18 protein-coding genes are annotated in these 15,687 nt (G+C 73.2%); 12 read left to right on the top strand and 6 right to left on the bottom strand.

From position 1 onward, the window contains the following. Window positions 1-51: 51 nt before the first annotated feature. A complete protein-coding gene (locus ABZ716_RS21585; RefSeq protein ID WP_358960901.1) occupies window positions 52-480 on the bottom strand; it encodes an SRPBCC family protein in 429 nt (142 codons plus the stop codon). A 169-nt stretch (window positions 481-649) separates the two neighbouring features. Between ABZ716_RS21585 and ABZ716_RS21580 the strand changes: the two genes are divergently transcribed. Both ABZ716_RS21580 and ABZ716_RS21575 read left to right on the top strand, forming a co-directional pair. After that, a complete protein-coding gene (locus ABZ716_RS21580; protein WP_358813657.1) occupies window positions 650-1,624 on the top strand; it encodes an EamA family transporter in 975 nt (324 codons plus the stop codon). Window positions 1,625-1,822: 198 nt separating this feature from the next. Beyond that, window positions 1,823-2,800 (top strand): EamA family transporter, encoded by a 978-nt coding sequence (locus ABZ716_RS21575; RefSeq protein ID WP_358960899.1) that lies wholly within the window; start codon window positions 1,823-1,825, stop codon window positions 2,798-2,800. On the opposite strand, the gene ABZ716_RS21570 is transcribed toward ABZ716_RS21575, so the two are convergent. Next, window positions 2,782-3,447, bottom strand: coding sequence for a pyridoxamine 5'-phosphate oxidase family protein (locus tag ABZ716_RS21570; protein WP_358960897.1), 666 nt, complete (start codon window positions 3,445-3,447; stop codon window positions 2,782-2,784). The two genes, ABZ716_RS21575 and ABZ716_RS21570, sit on opposite strands and share 19 nt — an antisense overlap. Before the next feature lie 37 nt (window positions 3,448-3,484). Between ABZ716_RS21570 and ABZ716_RS21565 the strand changes: the two genes are divergently transcribed. Further along, window positions 3,485-4,816 (top strand): aminotransferase class I/II-fold pyridoxal phosphate-dependent enzyme, encoded by a 1,332-nt coding sequence (locus tag ABZ716_RS21565; RefSeq protein ID WP_358813654.1) that lies wholly within the window; start codon window positions 3,485-3,487, stop codon window positions 4,814-4,816. 64 nt (window positions 4,817-4,880) lie between these two features. On the opposite strand, the gene ABZ716_RS21560 is transcribed toward ABZ716_RS21565, so the two are convergent. Continuing rightward, window positions 4,881-5,846 (bottom strand): DMT family transporter, encoded by a 966-nt coding sequence (locus ABZ716_RS21560; RefSeq protein ID WP_358813653.1) that lies wholly within the window; start codon window positions 5,844-5,846, stop codon window positions 4,881-4,883. 74 nt (window positions 5,847-5,920) lie between these two features. Between ABZ716_RS21560 and ABZ716_RS21555 the strand changes: the two genes are divergently transcribed. Then, window positions 5,921-6,820 carry a LysR family transcriptional regulator gene (locus ABZ716_RS21555; protein ID WP_358813652.1) on the top strand — a complete coding sequence of 300 codons (900 nt, stop codon included), beginning with the start codon at window positions 5,921-5,923 and terminating at the stop codon, window positions 6,818-6,820. A 10-nt stretch (window positions 6,821-6,830) separates the two neighbouring features. Here ABZ716_RS21555 and ABZ716_RS21550 read toward each other — a convergent pair whose 3' ends face one another. Next, on the bottom strand, window positions 6,831-7,310 hold the full coding sequence (locus tag ABZ716_RS21550; protein WP_358813651.1) for a pyridoxamine 5'-phosphate oxidase family protein: 480 nt from the start codon (window positions 7,308-7,310) through the stop codon (window positions 6,831-6,833). Window positions 7,311-7,385: 75 nt separating this feature from the next. Between ABZ716_RS21550 and ABZ716_RS21545 the strand changes: the two genes are divergently transcribed. After that, window positions 7,386-8,000 carry an isochorismatase family protein gene (locus ABZ716_RS21545; RefSeq protein WP_358960895.1) on the top strand — a complete coding sequence of 205 codons (615 nt, stop codon included), beginning with the start codon at window positions 7,386-7,388 and terminating at the stop codon, window positions 7,998-8,000. Here the strand turns inward: ABZ716_RS21545 and ABZ716_RS21540 are convergent. Next, complete coding sequence (locus ABZ716_RS21540; protein WP_358960893.1) at window positions 7,954-8,877, bottom strand: DUF72 domain-containing protein; 924 nt, start codon at window positions 8,875-8,877, stop codon at window positions 7,954-7,956. The genes ABZ716_RS21545 and ABZ716_RS21540 overlap by 47 nt on opposite strands. A 156-nt stretch (window positions 8,878-9,033) precedes the next feature. On the opposite strand from ABZ716_RS21540, the gene ABZ716_RS21535 reads away from it, so the two are divergent. From ABZ716_RS21535 to ABZ716_RS21505, 7 genes are all read left to right on the top strand, one after another. Further along, a complete protein-coding gene (locus ABZ716_RS21535; RefSeq protein WP_358813648.1) occupies window positions 9,034-9,903 on the top strand; it encodes a HipA family kinase in 870 nt (289 codons plus the stop codon). Beyond that, entirely contained in the window at window positions 9,900-10,283 is a 384-nt protein-coding gene (locus tag ABZ716_RS21530) for a DUF3037 domain-containing protein (protein ID WP_351888250.1), read from the top strand. The genes ABZ716_RS21535 and ABZ716_RS21530 overlap by 4 nt, the downstream gene beginning before the upstream one ends. Before the next feature lie 112 nt (window positions 10,284-10,395). After that, window positions 10,396-11,157 (top strand): 3-oxoacyl-ACP reductase FabG, encoded by a 762-nt coding sequence (fabG, locus tag ABZ716_RS21525; RefSeq protein ID WP_358813647.1) that lies wholly within the window; start codon window positions 10,396-10,398, stop codon window positions 11,155-11,157. A gap of 30 nt (window positions 11,158-11,187) precedes the next feature. Further along, window positions 11,188-11,973: an SDR family oxidoreductase gene (locus ABZ716_RS21520; RefSeq protein ID WP_358960891.1), complete on the top strand. Its 786-nt coding sequence runs from the start codon at window positions 11,188-11,190 to the stop codon at window positions 11,971-11,973. A 153-nt stretch (window positions 11,974-12,126) separates the two neighbouring features. Continuing rightward, complete coding sequence (locus ABZ716_RS21515; RefSeq protein WP_358813645.1) at window positions 12,127-13,710, top strand: ABC transporter substrate-binding protein; 1,584 nt, start codon at window positions 12,127-12,129, stop codon at window positions 13,708-13,710. Window positions 13,711-13,818: 108 nt separating this feature from the next. Continuing rightward, window positions 13,819-14,487, top strand: a complete 669-nt coding sequence (locus ABZ716_RS21510; RefSeq protein WP_351888307.1) for a uracil-DNA glycosylase — start codon at window positions 13,819-13,821, stop codon at window positions 14,485-14,487. 50 nt (window positions 14,488-14,537) lie between these two features. Further along, window positions 14,538-15,068, top strand: a complete 531-nt coding sequence (locus ABZ716_RS21505; protein ID WP_358960889.1) for a hypothetical protein — start codon at window positions 14,538-14,540, stop codon at window positions 15,066-15,068. Window positions 15,069-15,103: 35 nt separating this feature from the next. Here the strand turns inward: ABZ716_RS21505 and ABZ716_RS21500 are convergent, their stop codons facing one another. Beyond that, a complete protein-coding gene (locus tag ABZ716_RS21500; RefSeq protein WP_358960886.1) occupies window positions 15,104-15,646 on the bottom strand; it encodes a hypothetical protein in 543 nt (180 codons plus the stop codon). Window positions 15,647-15,687 lie beyond the last annotated feature (41 nt).

Below are 15,687 nucleotides of genomic sequence, written 5' to 3'. Positions count from 1 at the left end.
GCCCGCGAGAGCTCTCGCGGGCGCGCCGCCCTGCGGGCGTGTGCGGGCCGGTCAGGCGACCAGGGTGGCCAGCCGGCGCAGCGACTCGTTCAGCGCGGCGGTCGCCGAGTCCTTGAGCTTGCCCGCCATCAGGGACACCGCGGCGCCCGTGAACTCCCCGTCGATACGGACCTTCGTGGCCTCGCCGTCGGGGGTCAGGGTGTACCGGGTGAGGACGGCGACCCCCATCGGGCCCTTGCCCGTGATCGCGAAGCGGCGCTGGTCCTCCAGCTCCGAGACGGTCCAGAGGACCTCGGCGGGGAAGCCCATCATCTTCATTTTCTCGGTGAAGGTGGTGCCGACCGCGAGGGTCTCGGGGCCGCCCTTCGGGAAGTCGGTGTGGGTCATGCTCCACTGGCCGTACGCGCCCCAGTCGGTCAGCTGGGCCCAGAGCTTCGCGGCGGGCGCCTCGATGCGTGATTCCGCGGTGACTTCAGCCATGCGTCCACCCCTTCTCGTCGGGTACGTGCGGCGGAACGTAGTCCCGGGGGTCGGAACATTCAATACTGATGGACCGTCAGATCCAGGAGGGCGGAACGTTCGGTATCGGCTCCGTCTCAACAGGCGTCACACTGGTGACGCTCCTGACGCGCCCTGTCATGATGGCCCGATGCAAGCGTCAGGGAAGAACGCCGGACTGGGCCTCGCCCTCGTCTCGGCGTGTGCGTTCGGTGGTTCCGGCGTCGCGGCGAAGCCGCTGATCGAGGCGGGTCTGGACCCGCTCCACATGGTGTGGCTGCGGGTGGCGGGGGCGGCCCTGGTGCTGTCGCCCCTGGCCTGGCGGCACCGCGGCCTGGTGCGGCGGCGGCCCCTGCTGATCGCCGGCTTCGGGCTGGTCGCCGTCGCGGGTGTGCAGGCGTTCTACTTCGCCTCCCTGTCGCGGATCCCGGTCGGTGTGGCGCTGCTGCTGGAGTACCTGGGGCCGGCGCTGCTGCTCGGCTGGATCCGGTTCGTGCAGCGCAAGCCGGTGACCCGGGCGGCCGCGGCCGGGGCGGCGGTGGCGGTGGCCGGGCTGGCCTGCGTGGTCGAGATCTGGGCCGGGCTGAGCCTGGACCCGCTCGGGGTGCTGCTCGGACTGGCCGCCGCCTGCTGCCAGGCGTTCTACTTCGTCTTCGCGGACCAGGGCACCGACGGGGACGACGTGCCCGACCCCATGGGCGTGATCGCGTTCGGCATGATCGTCGGCGCCCTGGTGATGACCGTACTGGCCCGCCCCTGGCAGATGGACTGGCAGGTGCTGGCCGGGGACGCCGCGCTGGGGGGCCTGCGGGTGCCCGCGGCGGTGCTGCTGGGCTGGGTGGTGCTGGTCGCCACCGTGGCCGCGTACCTGACCGGTGTGGTCTCCGTGCGCATGCTCTCGCCGCAGGTGGCGGGTGTCGTGGCCAATCTGGAGGCCGTCGTCGCGACCGTGCTGGCCTGGGTCCTGCTGGGTGAGCACCTCTCGGCCTGGCAGATGGCCGGCGGGGCGCTGGTGCTCGGCGGGGCCTTCATCGCGCAGTCCTCGCGGCCGGGGCCGGCGGTGGTGGGCGAATCGGTCCTGCCGGAGGCCGGGACCGGGGCCGAACCGGAGAAGGCCAGGGCCTGAGGAGCGGTCTGGTCCGGACGGCGGCCGGGGCGTAGGGTGCTCACCATGTACTCGACCGTGCTCTCGCCGCCCGCCGCCTAGCGCGGGCGGCCGCCACCCTCCTGAGAGGCCGGCCCCGGGGATCCCCGGGGCGGGCCCGTGCTGCCCGCGAAGCGATGACCCTTCACCCTCATCCTTCACGCGAGCACGGAGAACCACGTGTCGAACCACTCGCCCGCCACCGGGCGCAGCCTGCTCTACCTCGTCGTCGCCGGAGTCGCCTGGGGCACCGCCGGGGCGGCCGCCTCCCTCCTCTTCCTGGCCAGTGATCTCGGTCCGCTCGCCCTGTCCTTCTGGCGCAGCGCCGGCGGGCTGGTGGTGCTGCTGGGGGTGCTGGCCGTACGCCGTCGCCGTCCCGCGCGGGCGGCGCGTGGGCGCCGGCCCTCGGCGGCCTCGCTGATCGCGACCGGTCTGATGTTCACCCTCTTCCAGGCCGCCTACTTCGGGGCCGTCCGTGAGACCGGCCTGGCCGTCGGCACCGTGGTCACCCTGGGCGCGGGGCCCGTGATGATCGCGCTGGGCGCGCGGTACTGGATGGGGGAGCGGCTGGGCTGGGGCGGCGTGGCCGCCGTCGGAGGCGCGCTGGGCGGGCTGGCCGTCCTGGTGCTGGGCTCCGGGGGCGGTGAGGTCAGGCCGCTCGGGGTCGGCTGGGCGCTGCTGTCGGCCGCCGGGTACGCGGGGATGACCCTGCGGGCGCGGTGGCTCGGGCGGCGCGGCGCGGGCGGGGACCCGCTGGTGACCACCGCCTGGTCGGTGGGGGTGGGCACGGTGTGCCTGCTGCCGCTCGCGGCGGTGGAGGGGCTGCTGCCGCACACCGGGGAGCCGGCGCGGGTGCTCGGGCTGCTGGTGTACGTGGCCGTGGTGCCGACGGCCCTGGCGTACGCCCTGTACTTCACCGGGGCCGCGGCGGTGCGGGCCGCGACGGTGTCGGTGATCATGCTGATCGAGCCGGTGAGCGCGGCCGCCATCGCGGTCGTGGTGCTCGGGGAGCGGCTGACCGGCGCCGTGGTGCTGGGCACCGCACTGCTGCTGGCGGCGGTGGGCGCGCTGATCGTGGCCGAGGCGCGCAGGCCCGCGGGCGGGGCGGACCGGCCCGCGGACCGGCCCGCCCGGGAGGCTCAGAGCGCGCTGACGTAGTCCGGGACGGCGATGCCGGGGGCCAGTTCGGCGGCCGGGACGGGGGTCCCGTACGCCGGGGCCACCGGGACCACGCCCGACCAGTGGGGCAGGTCCAGGTCCTCGGCGTCGTCGTTGGGGCCGCCCGTACGGAGCTTCGCGGAGACCTCGTTCAGGTCCAGGCGGATGACCGCCGTGGCCGCGAGCTCCTTGGCGTTGGCGGGCCGGGAGTCGGCCGAGCGGCCGGGCACGACGTGGTCGACCAGGGCGTCGAGGGCCATCCGGCGCTCCGCCTCGTCGGTGACCTCGTACGCCGTGCCGTGGACGACCACCGAGCGGTAGTTGATCGAGTGGTGGAAGGCCGACTTGGCCAGGACCAGGCCGTCCACGTGCGTCACCGTCAGGCAGACCGGCAGGCCCGGGTCCTCCTTGCCCGCCGCACGCAGCGGGCGCGAACCGGTGGAGCCGTGCACGTACAGGGTCTCGCCCACCCGGCCGAAGAGCGTCGGCAGGACCACCGGCGCGCCGTCGCGGACGAAGCCCAGGTGGCAGAGGTAGCTCTGGTCGAGTATCGCGTGCACCGTCTCGCGGTCGTACCGGGCCCGGTCGCGGGAGCGGCTCGGGACGGTGCGCTCGGTCGGCGCGTAGTCGACGGGGGTGACGCCCATGGTGCGATCTCCGTTGTACTAGTGCATAATTGGCTTTGTGCTAGGAGAATATACGATCAGCGGGCGCCGCGCATCGGACATCGCGGCGAGCATCGAAGCGGGCGTCGGCTCGGGCGCCCTCGCGCCCGGAGCGCTGCTGCCGCCGATGCGGGAGCTGGCGGGGGAGCTGGGGGTCAACCCCAACACCGTGGCGGCCGCGTACCGGTCGCTGCGCGAGCGCGGGGTCATCGAGACCGACGGGCGCCGCGGCAGCCGGGTGCGTGCGCGACCCGCCAGTGCTCCGCGCGACGCGCCGCCGCCCGAGGTGCCGGAGGGCGTGCGGGACCTCACGGACGGCAACCCGGACCTGGCGCTGCTGCCCTCCCTGGAGGGGCCGCTGGCCGCCGCCGCCCGCCGGTACGCCCAGGCCCCCACCCGCTACGGGGACGAGCCGGTCCTCCCGGAGCTCGCCCGGCTCGCCCGGGCCGGCTTCGAGGCCGACGGGGTGCCGGCGGGGGCCCTGGCGGTGACCTCGGGGGCGCTGGACGGCATCGAGCGGGTGCTGGCCGCCCACCTGCGGCCGGGGGACGCGGTGGCGGTGGAGGACCCGGGCTGGGGGAGCGTGCTGGACCTGGTCCCGGCGCTGGGCCTGCGGGTGCTGCCGGTGGCCGTCGACGACGAGGGGCCGCGGCCGGAGGCGGTGGCCCGGGCGCTCGAAGCCGGGGCCCGGGCCCTGGTGGTGACGGCCCGGGCGCAGAACCCGACCGGGGCGGTGGTGGGCCCGGAGCGGGCCGCGCTGCTGCGGGAGCTGCTGGCGGGCCGGCCCGAGGTGCTGGTCGTCGAGGACGACCACGGCAACGGCATCGTCGACCTGCCGCTGTGCCCCCTGGGCGGCGTCACCCGGCACTGGGCGCTGATCCGCTCCACCGCCAAGGCGTACGGCCCCGACCTGCGGCTCGCGGTGCTCACGGGTGACGCGGTGACGATGGACCGGGTCCGGGGCCGGCAGCGCCTGGGCCCGGGGTGGGTCAGCCGGCTGCTCCAGAGCGCGGTTGTGGAGCTGTGGACCACCGGCGCCGTGGACGCGGAGGCGGTGGCGCGCTCGTACGGGCTGCGGCGCGACGGGCTCGTCGCCGCCCTGGCCGAGCGGGGCGTGCCGGCGTACGGGCGCAGCGGGATGAACGTCTGGGTGCCGGTGGCCGACGAGACGGCGGTGGTCACCCGGCTGATGACCGCGGGCTGGGCGGTGCGCCCGGGGTCCGTCTACCGGGTGGAGGCGGCGCCGGGGGTGCGCATCACCGTCTCCACCCTCGACCGGCGCGACCTCCTGCCCCTGGCCGACGCGGTCGCGGCGGCGGTCCGCCCGGCGGCGGGCGCCCGCTTCGCCTGAGCACGCGCACGCCAGGGCCCCCGCCGCACCGCGCGCGGGGGCCCTGGCCGCGTGGGGCGCGGGGTCAGGCGGTCTTGCGGGGCCGGGGGCGGGACTGGGTGAGGGCTGCGCCTGCCAGGACGATCAGGGCGCCTACCGGGGTGTTCCAGTGCAGTTGTTCGCCCAGGACCAGGACGCCGGCCGCGGTGGCGATCACCGGGATGAAGTACGTGACCATCTGCGCGGTGGTCGGGCCCATTTCGGCCACCAGGCCGTACTGCAGCTGGAGGGTCATTCCCGTGCCCAGGGCCCCCAGGGTCACCACCGCGAGCGTGGGCCACAGGGGGAAGGAGGTGGGGGCCGAGGTGAACAGGGCGCTGACGACGGCCAGCTGCCCGGTGGCGACGATCAGCTGGGCCCCCGTCATGGCGACCGGCGAGCCGGCGGCGCCCGCCAGGGTGCGGCGGACGTAGATCCAGCCGACCGGGTAGCAGAGCGAGGCCAGCAGGGCCAGGGCGGCGCCCCGGGCGTCGACGCCGGTGAAGCCCTGCCAGGCGCCCAGCACCGTCAGCACCCCGAGGAAGCCGAGGCCCAGCCCCGCGAACCGGCGGCGGGTGGGGCGGTCCTCGGAGAGCGCGACCAGCGAGAGCGCCATGCCCCACAGCGGGGAGGTGGCGTTGCAGATCCCGGCCAGGGTCGAGGTGATGGACTGCTCGGCGTAGGCGAAGAGCGCGAAGGGGCCGGTGTTCAGCAGCAGCGCGGCCACCGTCAGGTGCCCCCAGGTGCGCCGGCTGCGGGGGAGCGGCTCGCGGCGCACCAGCAGCACCGCCAGGAGGGCGAGCGCTCCGAAGAACACGCGGCCGAGGGCGACGTGGAAGGGCGCGAAGGCCCCGGTCCCCACCTTGATGAACAGGAAGCTGAAGCCCCACACCACCGAGAGCAGCGCGAAACGTACGCGCCAGTCGAGGGCGCGGGAACGGCCGGTCCCGCGGTGGGCGGACGGGGCGGAGGAGGTGGACGGGGCGGGGTGCGGGGCGGTCGGTGCGCTCATGGGCCCTACTCTGGTCCGCCCGACCTCGTAGGACAAGCGAGACTTTCTGCGGGCAACGCCGTAGCATCGCTTACATGTTGAACCTGGAGCGCCTGCGCACCCTCGACGCCCTCGCCCGCCACGGCTCGGTCAGTGGGGCCGCCTGCGGCCTCCATGTGACCACCTCGGCGGTCTCGCAGCAGATGGCCAAGCTGGAGCGGGAGGTCGGCCAGCCCCTCCTGTCCAAGAACGGCCGCGGGATCCGGCTCACCGACGCCGGACGGCTCCTCGCCGACCACGCCGCCCGGATCATCTCCCAGGTGGAGCGCGCCCAGGCCGATGTCGAGGCCCAGCGCGGCTGTGCGGTGGGGGAGTTGCGGATCGGCTCGTTCCCCACCGCCATGCGCGGGCTGCTGCCCCAGGCCCTGACCGCCCTGCGGGCCGGCCACCCCGGGCTGCGGGTGCTGGTGCGCGAGATGGTGCCCGAGGAGAGCATGGCCGCCGTGGTCCGGGGCGACCTCGACATGGCCCTGGCCATCGACTGGCACAACAAGCGCATGCCGGTCCCCGCCGAGCTGACCCGGCTCCACCTCCTCGACGACGCCGCCGACATCGCGGTCCCGGCGGACCACCCGCTGGCCGGCCGGACGCAGGTCACCCTCGCCGAGTTCGCCGAGGACGACTGGATCTCCTGGAACGAGGGGCAGTTCTGCCACGAATGGCTGGTCTTCACCCTGCGCGGCGTGGGCGTCGAGCCGCGCGTCGCGCACATCGCCGAGGAGCACCACACCCAGCTCGCCTTCGTCGAAGCCGGGCTGGGCGTGTGCGTGACACCCCGGCTGGGCCGGGGGCCGGTTCCGCCGGGGGTGCGCCTGCTGCCGGTGTGTGACACCGTACGGCGTCACGTGTACGCCGTCTGGCGCGCGGACGCCGACCGGCGCCCCTCCCTGCGCGCGGCCGTCGAAGCCCTGGAGGGGGCCGCCGCCCGGGTCTAGCGGCGTCTCCCTAGAGCTTGCGGAAGTCCCACGAGACGACCGACTCCGGGGTCAGCCGGATCCAGGCGTGTCGCCCGTCGTACGGCATCTGCTCGATGCCGAAGTTCTTCACCGGGAACAGGCGTTCCGCCTCCGCGAGCTCCGGGCAGGGCTCACCGGTGCGCGGCGCCTCGCCGACGAAGACGGCCGTGCCGGACAGTTCGACCCCGCGCAGTTGCCCGTACTCCTCTCCCGCGTCCACCACCACCGAGATCCGCGGGTCCTCGCGCAGGTCGGACCAGCGGCGGCTGCGGATGATCGAGTACAGCCACAGCGAGGTGCCGTCCCAGGCGAACCACAGGGCGCCCACGTGCGGGCGGCCGTCCGGGGAGACCGTGGCCACCCGGCAGGTCCGCTGCTCGCGCAGGAAGACGTCCACCTCCTCGCCGGTCATCATGATGCGACGGCCCCGCCGCTGCGTCGCGGGCCCGTCCGTGCTCCTTGCGTCCATGCGCACCGCACCCTTCACATCTGACTGTGTGTCAGGAATCATGCGTGCTCTCGCGTCGGCGCACCAGGGGGAGCCATGCCGGAGTTCGATCCCGCCACCACGGCCCTGCTCACCGTCGAATGCCAGAACGGGGTCGTGGGCAAGGAGAGCGCCCTGCCCGAACTGGCCGCGGCGGCGCGGGAATCGGGGATGCTCGGCCGGGTGGCCGCCCTGGTGGCGGCGGCGCGCGCGGCCGGGGTGCAGGTGGTGCACGCGGTCGCGGAGCGGCGCCCCGACGGGCTCGGGGCCAGTACCAACGCACGGCTGTTCCGCGCCGCCGGGAAGCTGCCCGTGCGCCAGCTGACCGGGAGCCGGGCGGTGGAGATCGCCGCCCCGCTCACCGTGGACGGCCGGGACCTGGTCGTACGCCGGCTGCACGGACTCTCCCCGATGGCCGGAACCGACCTGGACCCCCTGCTGCGCAACCTCGGCATCCGCACCCTCGTCGTCACCGGGGTCTCCTCGAACATCGCGATCCCGAACACCGTCTTCGACGCCGTCAACCTAGGCTACGAGGTCGTGGTCCCGGCCGACGCCATCGCCGGAGTCCCCGCCTCCTGCACCACCGAGGTGATCCGCAACACCCTGGCCCTGGTGGCATCCGTCACCACGACCGCGGAACTGCTCTCCCAGTGGTCCGCGCACCCCTGACCCCCGCGTCGCGCGGGGCGGCCGCCTCGTGGGGATCCAGGAGGCCGCGCAGGGTTTCGGCGGCGCGTACGGCGGCGTCGCCGCAGCAGTTGTTGAACAGGACGTGCAGCTCTTCCACCCGGCTCGCCAGGGAACGCAGGCGCGGCAGCCACTCCCGCAGCTCCGCCCGGTCGTACGCGTGCCGGAAACGGTCCTCCTTGCTGCCGGTCCCCCAGGCGGCGCTGCGGCCGTGGAAGCGGACGACGCCGAGCGCCGGGGAGGTCACCGGCGTGACGGGGGGCATGGAGGTGGGCAGCCCCTGCGCCGTGTCGACGGCCACCGCGGTGGCGCCCAGGTCCCGCAACAGGGCGGCGGTGCGTTCCCGCCGGTCCTCACGCCACCAGTCCGGGTGGCGGAACTCCACGGCCATCGGCCAGCGGGACGCCCGCTTCCTGGTGCGGTGCAGCACCGCCTCGGCCCCCGGGCCGGGAGTGAACCGGGGCGGGAACTGGAAGAGTACGGCGCCCAGCCGGCCGGCCTCCTCCAGCGGCCGCAGCGCCGCGCCGAAACGGTGCCAGACCTCGTCGAGGAGTTCCGGGTCCCCGGCGCCGTAGCCGCGCAGGTCCGCGGGGAGGGCTGCCGTGCGGGTGGGGTGTCCGGTGAGCAGGGAGAACGCCTTGACGTCGAAGCGGAAGCCCGGCGGGGTGCGTTCAGCCCAGAGCATGCTGTTGCGCACGCTGGGGAGGGCGTAGTAGCCGGCGTCGACCTCCACGACGGGGAACCGTTCGGCGTAGTGCCGCAGGCGCCCCTCCGGGTCGCGCCGCCCGGGCGGGTACCAGCCGCCGGCCACAAGGGCCTTGTCCGTCCAGGAACACGTTCCGATCAACATCTCGCCCATCAGGCCCGTCCTTTCGCCAGGCGGTCGTCTACCCCGGAGGGCCGTCAACTCCCGCGTCCCGCGGCCGGTTCCGGGGAGCGCGGATCACGACGCCTACCCTGGCGGGGAGGAACGCCCCTTGGACCGCAAGGGCTTACGAACGGATAATCTGCGCATATGCTCACAGAAGTGACGGCGACCCGCTATGTCACTCCCTTGCGGGAGGGCGGCTCGCTTCCGGGGATCGTCGAGGCCGATGATCTCGGTACCTATGTCATGAAGTTCACCGGAGCCGGCCAGGGCCGCAAGACGCTGGTCGCCGAGGTCGTCTGCGGGCGGCTCGCGCAGCGGCTGGGGCTGCGGGTGCCGCGGCTGGTGCAGATGCAGCTCGATCCCGTCATCGGGCTCGGCGAGCCCGACCAGGAGGTGCAGGAGCTGCTCAAGGCCAGCGGCGGCCTCAACCTGGGCATGGACTACCTGCCCGGGTCGATCGGCTTCGATCCGCTCGCCTACCGGGCCGACCCCGTCGAGGCGGGACGCGTCGTCTGGTTCGACGCGCTGATCAACAACGTCGACCGGTCCTGGCGCAACCCGAACATGCTGGTCTGGCACGGGGACCTCTGGCTCATCGACCACGGCGCCACGATGATCTGGCACCACAACTGGCCCACCGCCCAGGCCGCCGCGGCCAAGCCCTACAACGCCTCCGACCACGTCCTGGCCCCCGTCGGCCCGGACATCGCGGCGGCCGCCGCCGAGCTGGCCCCCCGGGTGACCGAGGAGCTGCTCACCGAGGTCGCGGCCGACGTCCCCGACGAGTGGCTCGTCGACGAGCCCGGCTTCGACTCGCCCGACGCGGTGCGACGCGCCTATGTGGAGGCGCTGCTGCCGCGCGCGGCGACGATCCACGAGAGGATCACCATGGAGGCCGAGGTCAGGCCGCAGTCCGGGCCGCCGGGCTGGCTCGCCGAGCGCCTCCCTCCCCAGCCCGGCACGGGCAGGGGCAAGAACGAGAACGAGAACCAGCAGAAGAGCGGCGACCAGTGAGCAAGCGGGACGTGTTCGAATACGCGCTGGTGCGCGTGGTGCCCCGGATGGAGCGCGGCGAGTGCTTCAACGCCGGCGTCATCGTCTACTGCCGGGCGCACTCCTACGTCGCCGCGCGCACCCACCTCGACGAGGCCAAGCTCCTCGCCCTGGACCCCCGGGCCGACGTGGCCGGGGTCCGGGCCGCGCTGCGCGCCGTCGAGGGGCTGTGCGCGGGCGGGGAGCGGGCGGGCCAGGCGGCGGGCGACGACCCGGGGCGGCGGTTCCGCTGGCTGATCGCCCCGCGCAGCACGGTCGTCCAGCCGGGGCCGGTGCACACCGGTCTGACGGCCGATCCCGCCGCGGAGGTGGAGCGCCTGCTGGACCTGCTGGTCCGCTGACGGAGCGGCCCCGTTGACACCGGGTGCCGCGACTCCTAGCGTCTCCTCAGCTGAAGGTACTAAGCGGTCGCTCACCTGGGGCGGCCGTCTCTCAAGGGCGAGGAGAACCAGCATGTCCACCACCGAGCAGCGCGTCGCGATCGTCACCGGGGCCGCCCGGGGCATCGGCGCGGCCACCGCCCTGCGCCTGGCCGCCGAAGGCCGGGCCGTCGCCGTGCTCGACCTCGACGAGGCGGCCTGCAAGGACACCGTGGAGGCGATCACGGCGGCCGGCGGCAGGGCCCTGGCGGTCGGCTGCGACGTCTCCGACGCCGCTCAGGTGGAGGCGGCCGTCGAGCGGGTCGCGAGCACGCTGGGCGCCCCGACCATCCTGGTGAACAACGCGGGCGTGCTCCGCGACAACCTGCTCTTCAAGATGAGCGACACCGACTGGGACACCGTCATGAACGTCCACCTGCGCGGTGCGTTCCTGATGGCCCGGGCCTGCCAGAAGCACATGGTGGAGGCCAAGTTCGGGCGCGTGGTGAACCTCTCCAGCAGCTCCGCCCTCGGCAACCGCGGCCAGGCCAACTACGCCGCCGCCAAGGCCGGCCTCCAGGGCTTCACCAAGACCCTGGCCATCGAGCTCGGCAAGTTCGGCATCACCGCCAACGCCGTCGCCCCCGGCTTCATCGCCACCGAGATGACCGCGCAGACCGCCGCCCGCGTCGGCATGGGCTTCGAGGAGTTCCAGCACGCCGCCGCCTCGCAGATCCCCGTGCAGCGCGTGGGCCTCCCCGAGGACGTGGCCCACGCCATCGCCTTCTTCACCGGCGAGGCCGCGGGCTTCATTTCCGGCCAGGTGCTCTACGTGGCCGGCGGCCCGCTCAACTGACGACACACCCGGAGAGGCAGGGCGTACGGCATGACGCACAACGGCACGGACAGCGGCACGGCCCACGGCACGGACAGCGGCAAGGTCGCGCTGGTCACCGGGGCGAGCCGGGGCATCGGCTACGGGATCGCCGAGGCGCTGGTCGCCCGGGGCGACCGGGTGGTGATCACCGGGCGCAACGAGGAGGCGCTCAAGGAAGCCGTGGAACGGCTCGGGGCCGACCGGGCGCTCGGTGTGGCCGGAAAGGCACACGACGATGCCCACCAGGCCGCCGCCGTGGACCGGGCTATGGAGGCTTTCGGCCGCGTCGACTTCCTGGTGAACAACGCGGGCACCAACCCGGTCTTCGGGCCGATCGCCGACCTGGACCTCCAGGTGGCGCGCAAGGTCTTCGAGACCAACGTGATCTCCGCCCTGGGCTTCGCCCAGCGCACCTGGCACGCCTGGCAGAAGGACAACGGCGGGGCGATCGTGAACATCGCCTCCATCGCCGGGGTCTCCGCCTCGCCCTTCATCGGGGCGTACGGGATGAGCAAGGCGGCGATGATCAACCTCACGCTCCAGCTCGCGCACGAGATGGCGCCCGGGGTACGGGTCAACGCGATCGCGCCGGCGGTGGTCAAGACGAGGTTCGCCCAGGCGCTCTACGAGGGCCGCGAGCAGGAGGCGTCGGCGGCCTATCCGCTCGGCCGGCTCGGGGTCCCGGAGGACATCGGGGGCGCGGCCGCATTTCTTACATCTGCACAAGCGGAATGGATTACCGGACAGACGCTCGTGGTCGACGGGGGAATGTTCCTGAATGCCGGTGTGCACTGACCGATAACCGGACGTATTTGCCTCCCGACGGGAGGCAAATACGTATCGAACGCGCGCGAAAACGGTCAAGAGCCTCACTAAACCTGCCCATTGGAAAAGTGAAGCTCTGAGGTAGGGTCTGCCGCACCCGGTGGCTGATCGAGGAGCGTGCACGTGTTCAACCGGACCAGAAGCCTGCAGATCACTGCGGCCCTTGCGTCCATATCCCTGGTCGCCGGATGCGGTCTGCTTTCGGACGACTCCGACGCCGCCGCGAAAAGGATCACCGTCGGCACGACGAGCGCACCGAGCACCCTCGACCCCGCCAACGCCTGGGACGGCTCCTGGGAGCTCTACCGGAACATCTACCAGACCCTCCTGGCCTTCCCGACGGGCAGCACCAAGCCGCAGCCCGACGCCGCCCAGAGCTGCGACTTCACCGACACGGCGAACATGGCCTACCGGTGCACCCTGCGCAAGGGCCTGAAGTTCTCCGACGGCGAGCCGCTCGACTCCAAGGCGGTCAAGCACTCCCTCGACCGCATCAGGACGATCAACTCCCAGGTCGGCCCCAAGGGCCTCTTCGAGAGCCTGGACAAGATCGAGGCCCCCGACCCGCTCACGGTCGTCTTCCACCTGAAGACCCCCGACGCCACCTTCCCGTACGTCCTCGGCTCGCCCGCCGCCTCGCTGGTCGCGCCGAAGGAGTACCCGGCCGACAAGCTGCGCACGGACGGCGAGGTCACCGGCTCCGGCCCGTACCTGCTCAGCTCGTACAAGGAGGGCTCCGAGGCGGTCCTCGACCAGTACGAGGGCTACCAGGGCTTCGCCAACCGCCGCAACGACGGCGTCACCATCCGCTACTTCAAGAAGTCCGACGAGATGGTCGCGGCCCTGAAGAACAAGGAGATCGACGCCACCTACCGAGGGCTGTCGGCGCCGGAGATCAAGGACCTCCAGAGCCCCGCCTCGCACGACAAGGGCGTCCAGGTCGTCGAGAACGTCGGCGCCGAGATCCGCTACCTGGTCTTCAACCCCCAGGACCCGCAGGTCGCCAAGGTGCAGGTGCGCCAGGCCATCGCGCAGATCATCGACCGCGGGGCCCTCGTCACCAAGGTCTACCAGGGCACGGCCGAGCCGCTGTACTCGATGGTCCCCAAGGGGGTCGTCGGCCACAAGACGCCCTTCTACGACCTCTACGGCAACGCCGACGTCAACAAGGCCCGCAAGCTCCTCCAGACCGCCGGGATCACCACCCCCGTGGAGCTGACCTTCTGGTACACCACCGACCGCTACGGCGGCTCGACGGCCGACGAGTTCACCGAGCTCAAGCGGCAGCTCGACGAGAGCGGCCTCTTCAAGATCACCTTGCGGGGCAAGCCCTGGAAGGACTTCCAGGTCGGCTACAAGACCGGCCAGTACCCCGTCTTCGGCCGCGGCTGGTTCCCCGACTTCCCGGACCCGGACAACTTCATCGCGCCCTTCGTCGGCAAGGAGAACGCGGTCGGCACCCCGTACGAGAACGCCACGATCCAGAACGAGATCCTGCCCAAGTCCCGCCGCGAGGACGACCGCGCGGCCGGCGTGAGGGAGTTCGAGCAGGCCCAGCAGATCTTCGCGCAGGACGTCCGGCTGCTGCCGCTGTGGCAGGGCAAGCTGTACGTGGGCGCCCGCGAGGACATCGCCGGGGCCGAGCGGGCCCTGGACCCCCAGACCGCCATGCAGATGTGGGAGTTGTACCGCAAGACCAGCTGGTGACGGCGGCCCCGGGCGGGACGGCCGCCCGGGGCGCGGCGTTGTCAGTGGTGCCCGGTAGGTTCTGAGGAGTTGCAGGAACGTGTACCGGAGGTTGTCGACGTGACCCAGATGCTGCCCGAGTCGTGGCTCCCCGTCCTCGGCGGGGAGCTGGACCAGCCCTACTTCAAGGAACTCACCGAGTTCGTCGAGAAGGAGCGGGCGAACGGGCCGGTGTACCCGCCGCGCGAGCAGGTCTTCGCGGCCCTGGAGGCCACGCCGTTCGACAAGGTGAAGGTGCTCGTCCTCGGCCAGGACCCGTACCACGGCGCCGGCCAGGGGCACGGCCTGTGCTTCTCCGTGCGGCCCGGGGTCAGGACCCCGCCCTCGCTGCGCAACATCTACAAGGAGATGAAGGAGGAGCTCGGCCTGGAGATCCCGGACAACGGGTACCTGATGCCGTGGGCCCAGCAGGGCGTCCTCCTGCTCAACGCCGTCCTCACCGTCCGCGAGGCCGAGCCCAACTCGCACAAGGGCAAGGGCTGGGAGAAGTTCACCGATGCGGTGATCCGCGCCGTGTCCGAGCGGCCCGACCCCTGCGTGTTCGTGCTCTGGGGCGCCTACGCCCAGAAGAAGATCCCGCTGATCGACCAGGAGCGGCACGTCATCGTCAAGGGCGCCCACCCCTCGCCGCTGTCGGCCAAGAAGTTCTTCGGCTCCCGGCCCTTCACGCAGATCAACGAGGCCGTCGCCGCCCAGGGCCATGAGCCGATCGACTGGCGGATCCCGGACCTGGGCTGACACCCGACCGCGCCTAGGCGCCGGAGCCGGTGCCTGCGGTTAGCTTCTTGATGATCGGACCGGACCAGGTCCGGCGGAGCGAGCCGGAGGCCCCGTTGACGGAGCAGCAGCAGGAGGCGTCGGAGGACGCCGTCATGACCAGGATCGGCCAGGCGGTCATCCTGCTGCACGCGGGAGACCGCGAGGAGGCCCGCAACCGGCTCAACGAGATCTGGTCCGAGATCGGTGAGGACGGGGACTCCCTCCACCGCTGCACGCTCGCCCACTACATGGCCGACGCCCAGGACGACCCCGCCGACGAACTGGCCTGGGACCTGCGGGCCCTGGGCGCCGCCGACGGGCTCGGGGAGGCGGTGCGGGTCTTCTACCCCTCGCTGCACCTCAGCCTCGCGGCCGACTACCTCAAGCTGGGCCGGCCCGAGGCGGCCCGGGGGCACCTCGCCCGGGCTCGCGCCGCCACCCGGGCCCTGCCCGACGACCGGTACGGCGCAGGGGTGCGGGACGCCATCGCCCGGCTGGAGCGCCGGCTGGAGGCGGAGCCGGGGCCGGGATCCCGGCCGTTCCCCGAGCAGTCGCCCTGAGCTTTCCGCCGGGTCTGAGCCCTCCGGGCCGCCGGTCAGCCCTCGTGGACGCCGGCGCAGACGCGGGACTCCGGGCTGTCCGGCTTCCAGTGCCCGTGCCGGCGGCCCAGCGCGCACACGTCCGCCGGGCGGACCGGCAGCTCCCGCGCCAGCTCGCGCGGCACCTGGGCGTCGGGCCGTACCGCCTCGGGAAGGCCCGCGGGGAGCCGCTCGGCGTGCCCGGCGTGCCCCCGTGGCTCCGGGATGTCCGGGACGGGCCGCCCGCCCGGTGCGGCCTCCGCCGCGGCCCCGGGCCCGGTGCGTCCCGTGCCCCGGCCGGCGGCCGTGGGGGCCGACGGCCGGGCGACGCCGTCCCGGGGCACCGCCTTCAGTGCCTCCAGGGCGGGCGCCTGGACCACCACCGGCGACGCCCCTAGGCCCCCGCGCGGCTCGTGCCGGGGCGGCACCCCCTCCGAGGGGGAGCCCGCCGGCCGCATCGGCGCGGGGCTCACGTTCACGCAGCCGGAGACCGCCGAGACCGCCGAGACGGCGCAGGCGGCTCCGAGGAGCAGTTTCGTCGAGGTTCGGGTTGGATGCACCCGGGCAACTCTGATGTGCCAGGGCCCCGTTGTGAAAACCC

Source organism: Streptomyces sp. NPDC006687, from assembly GCF_040636215.1.
Classification (GTDB): Bacteria; Actinomycetota; Actinomycetes; order Streptomycetales; family Streptomycetaceae; genus Streptomyces.
This window is presented reverse-complemented; position numbering and strand designations above follow the sequence as displayed.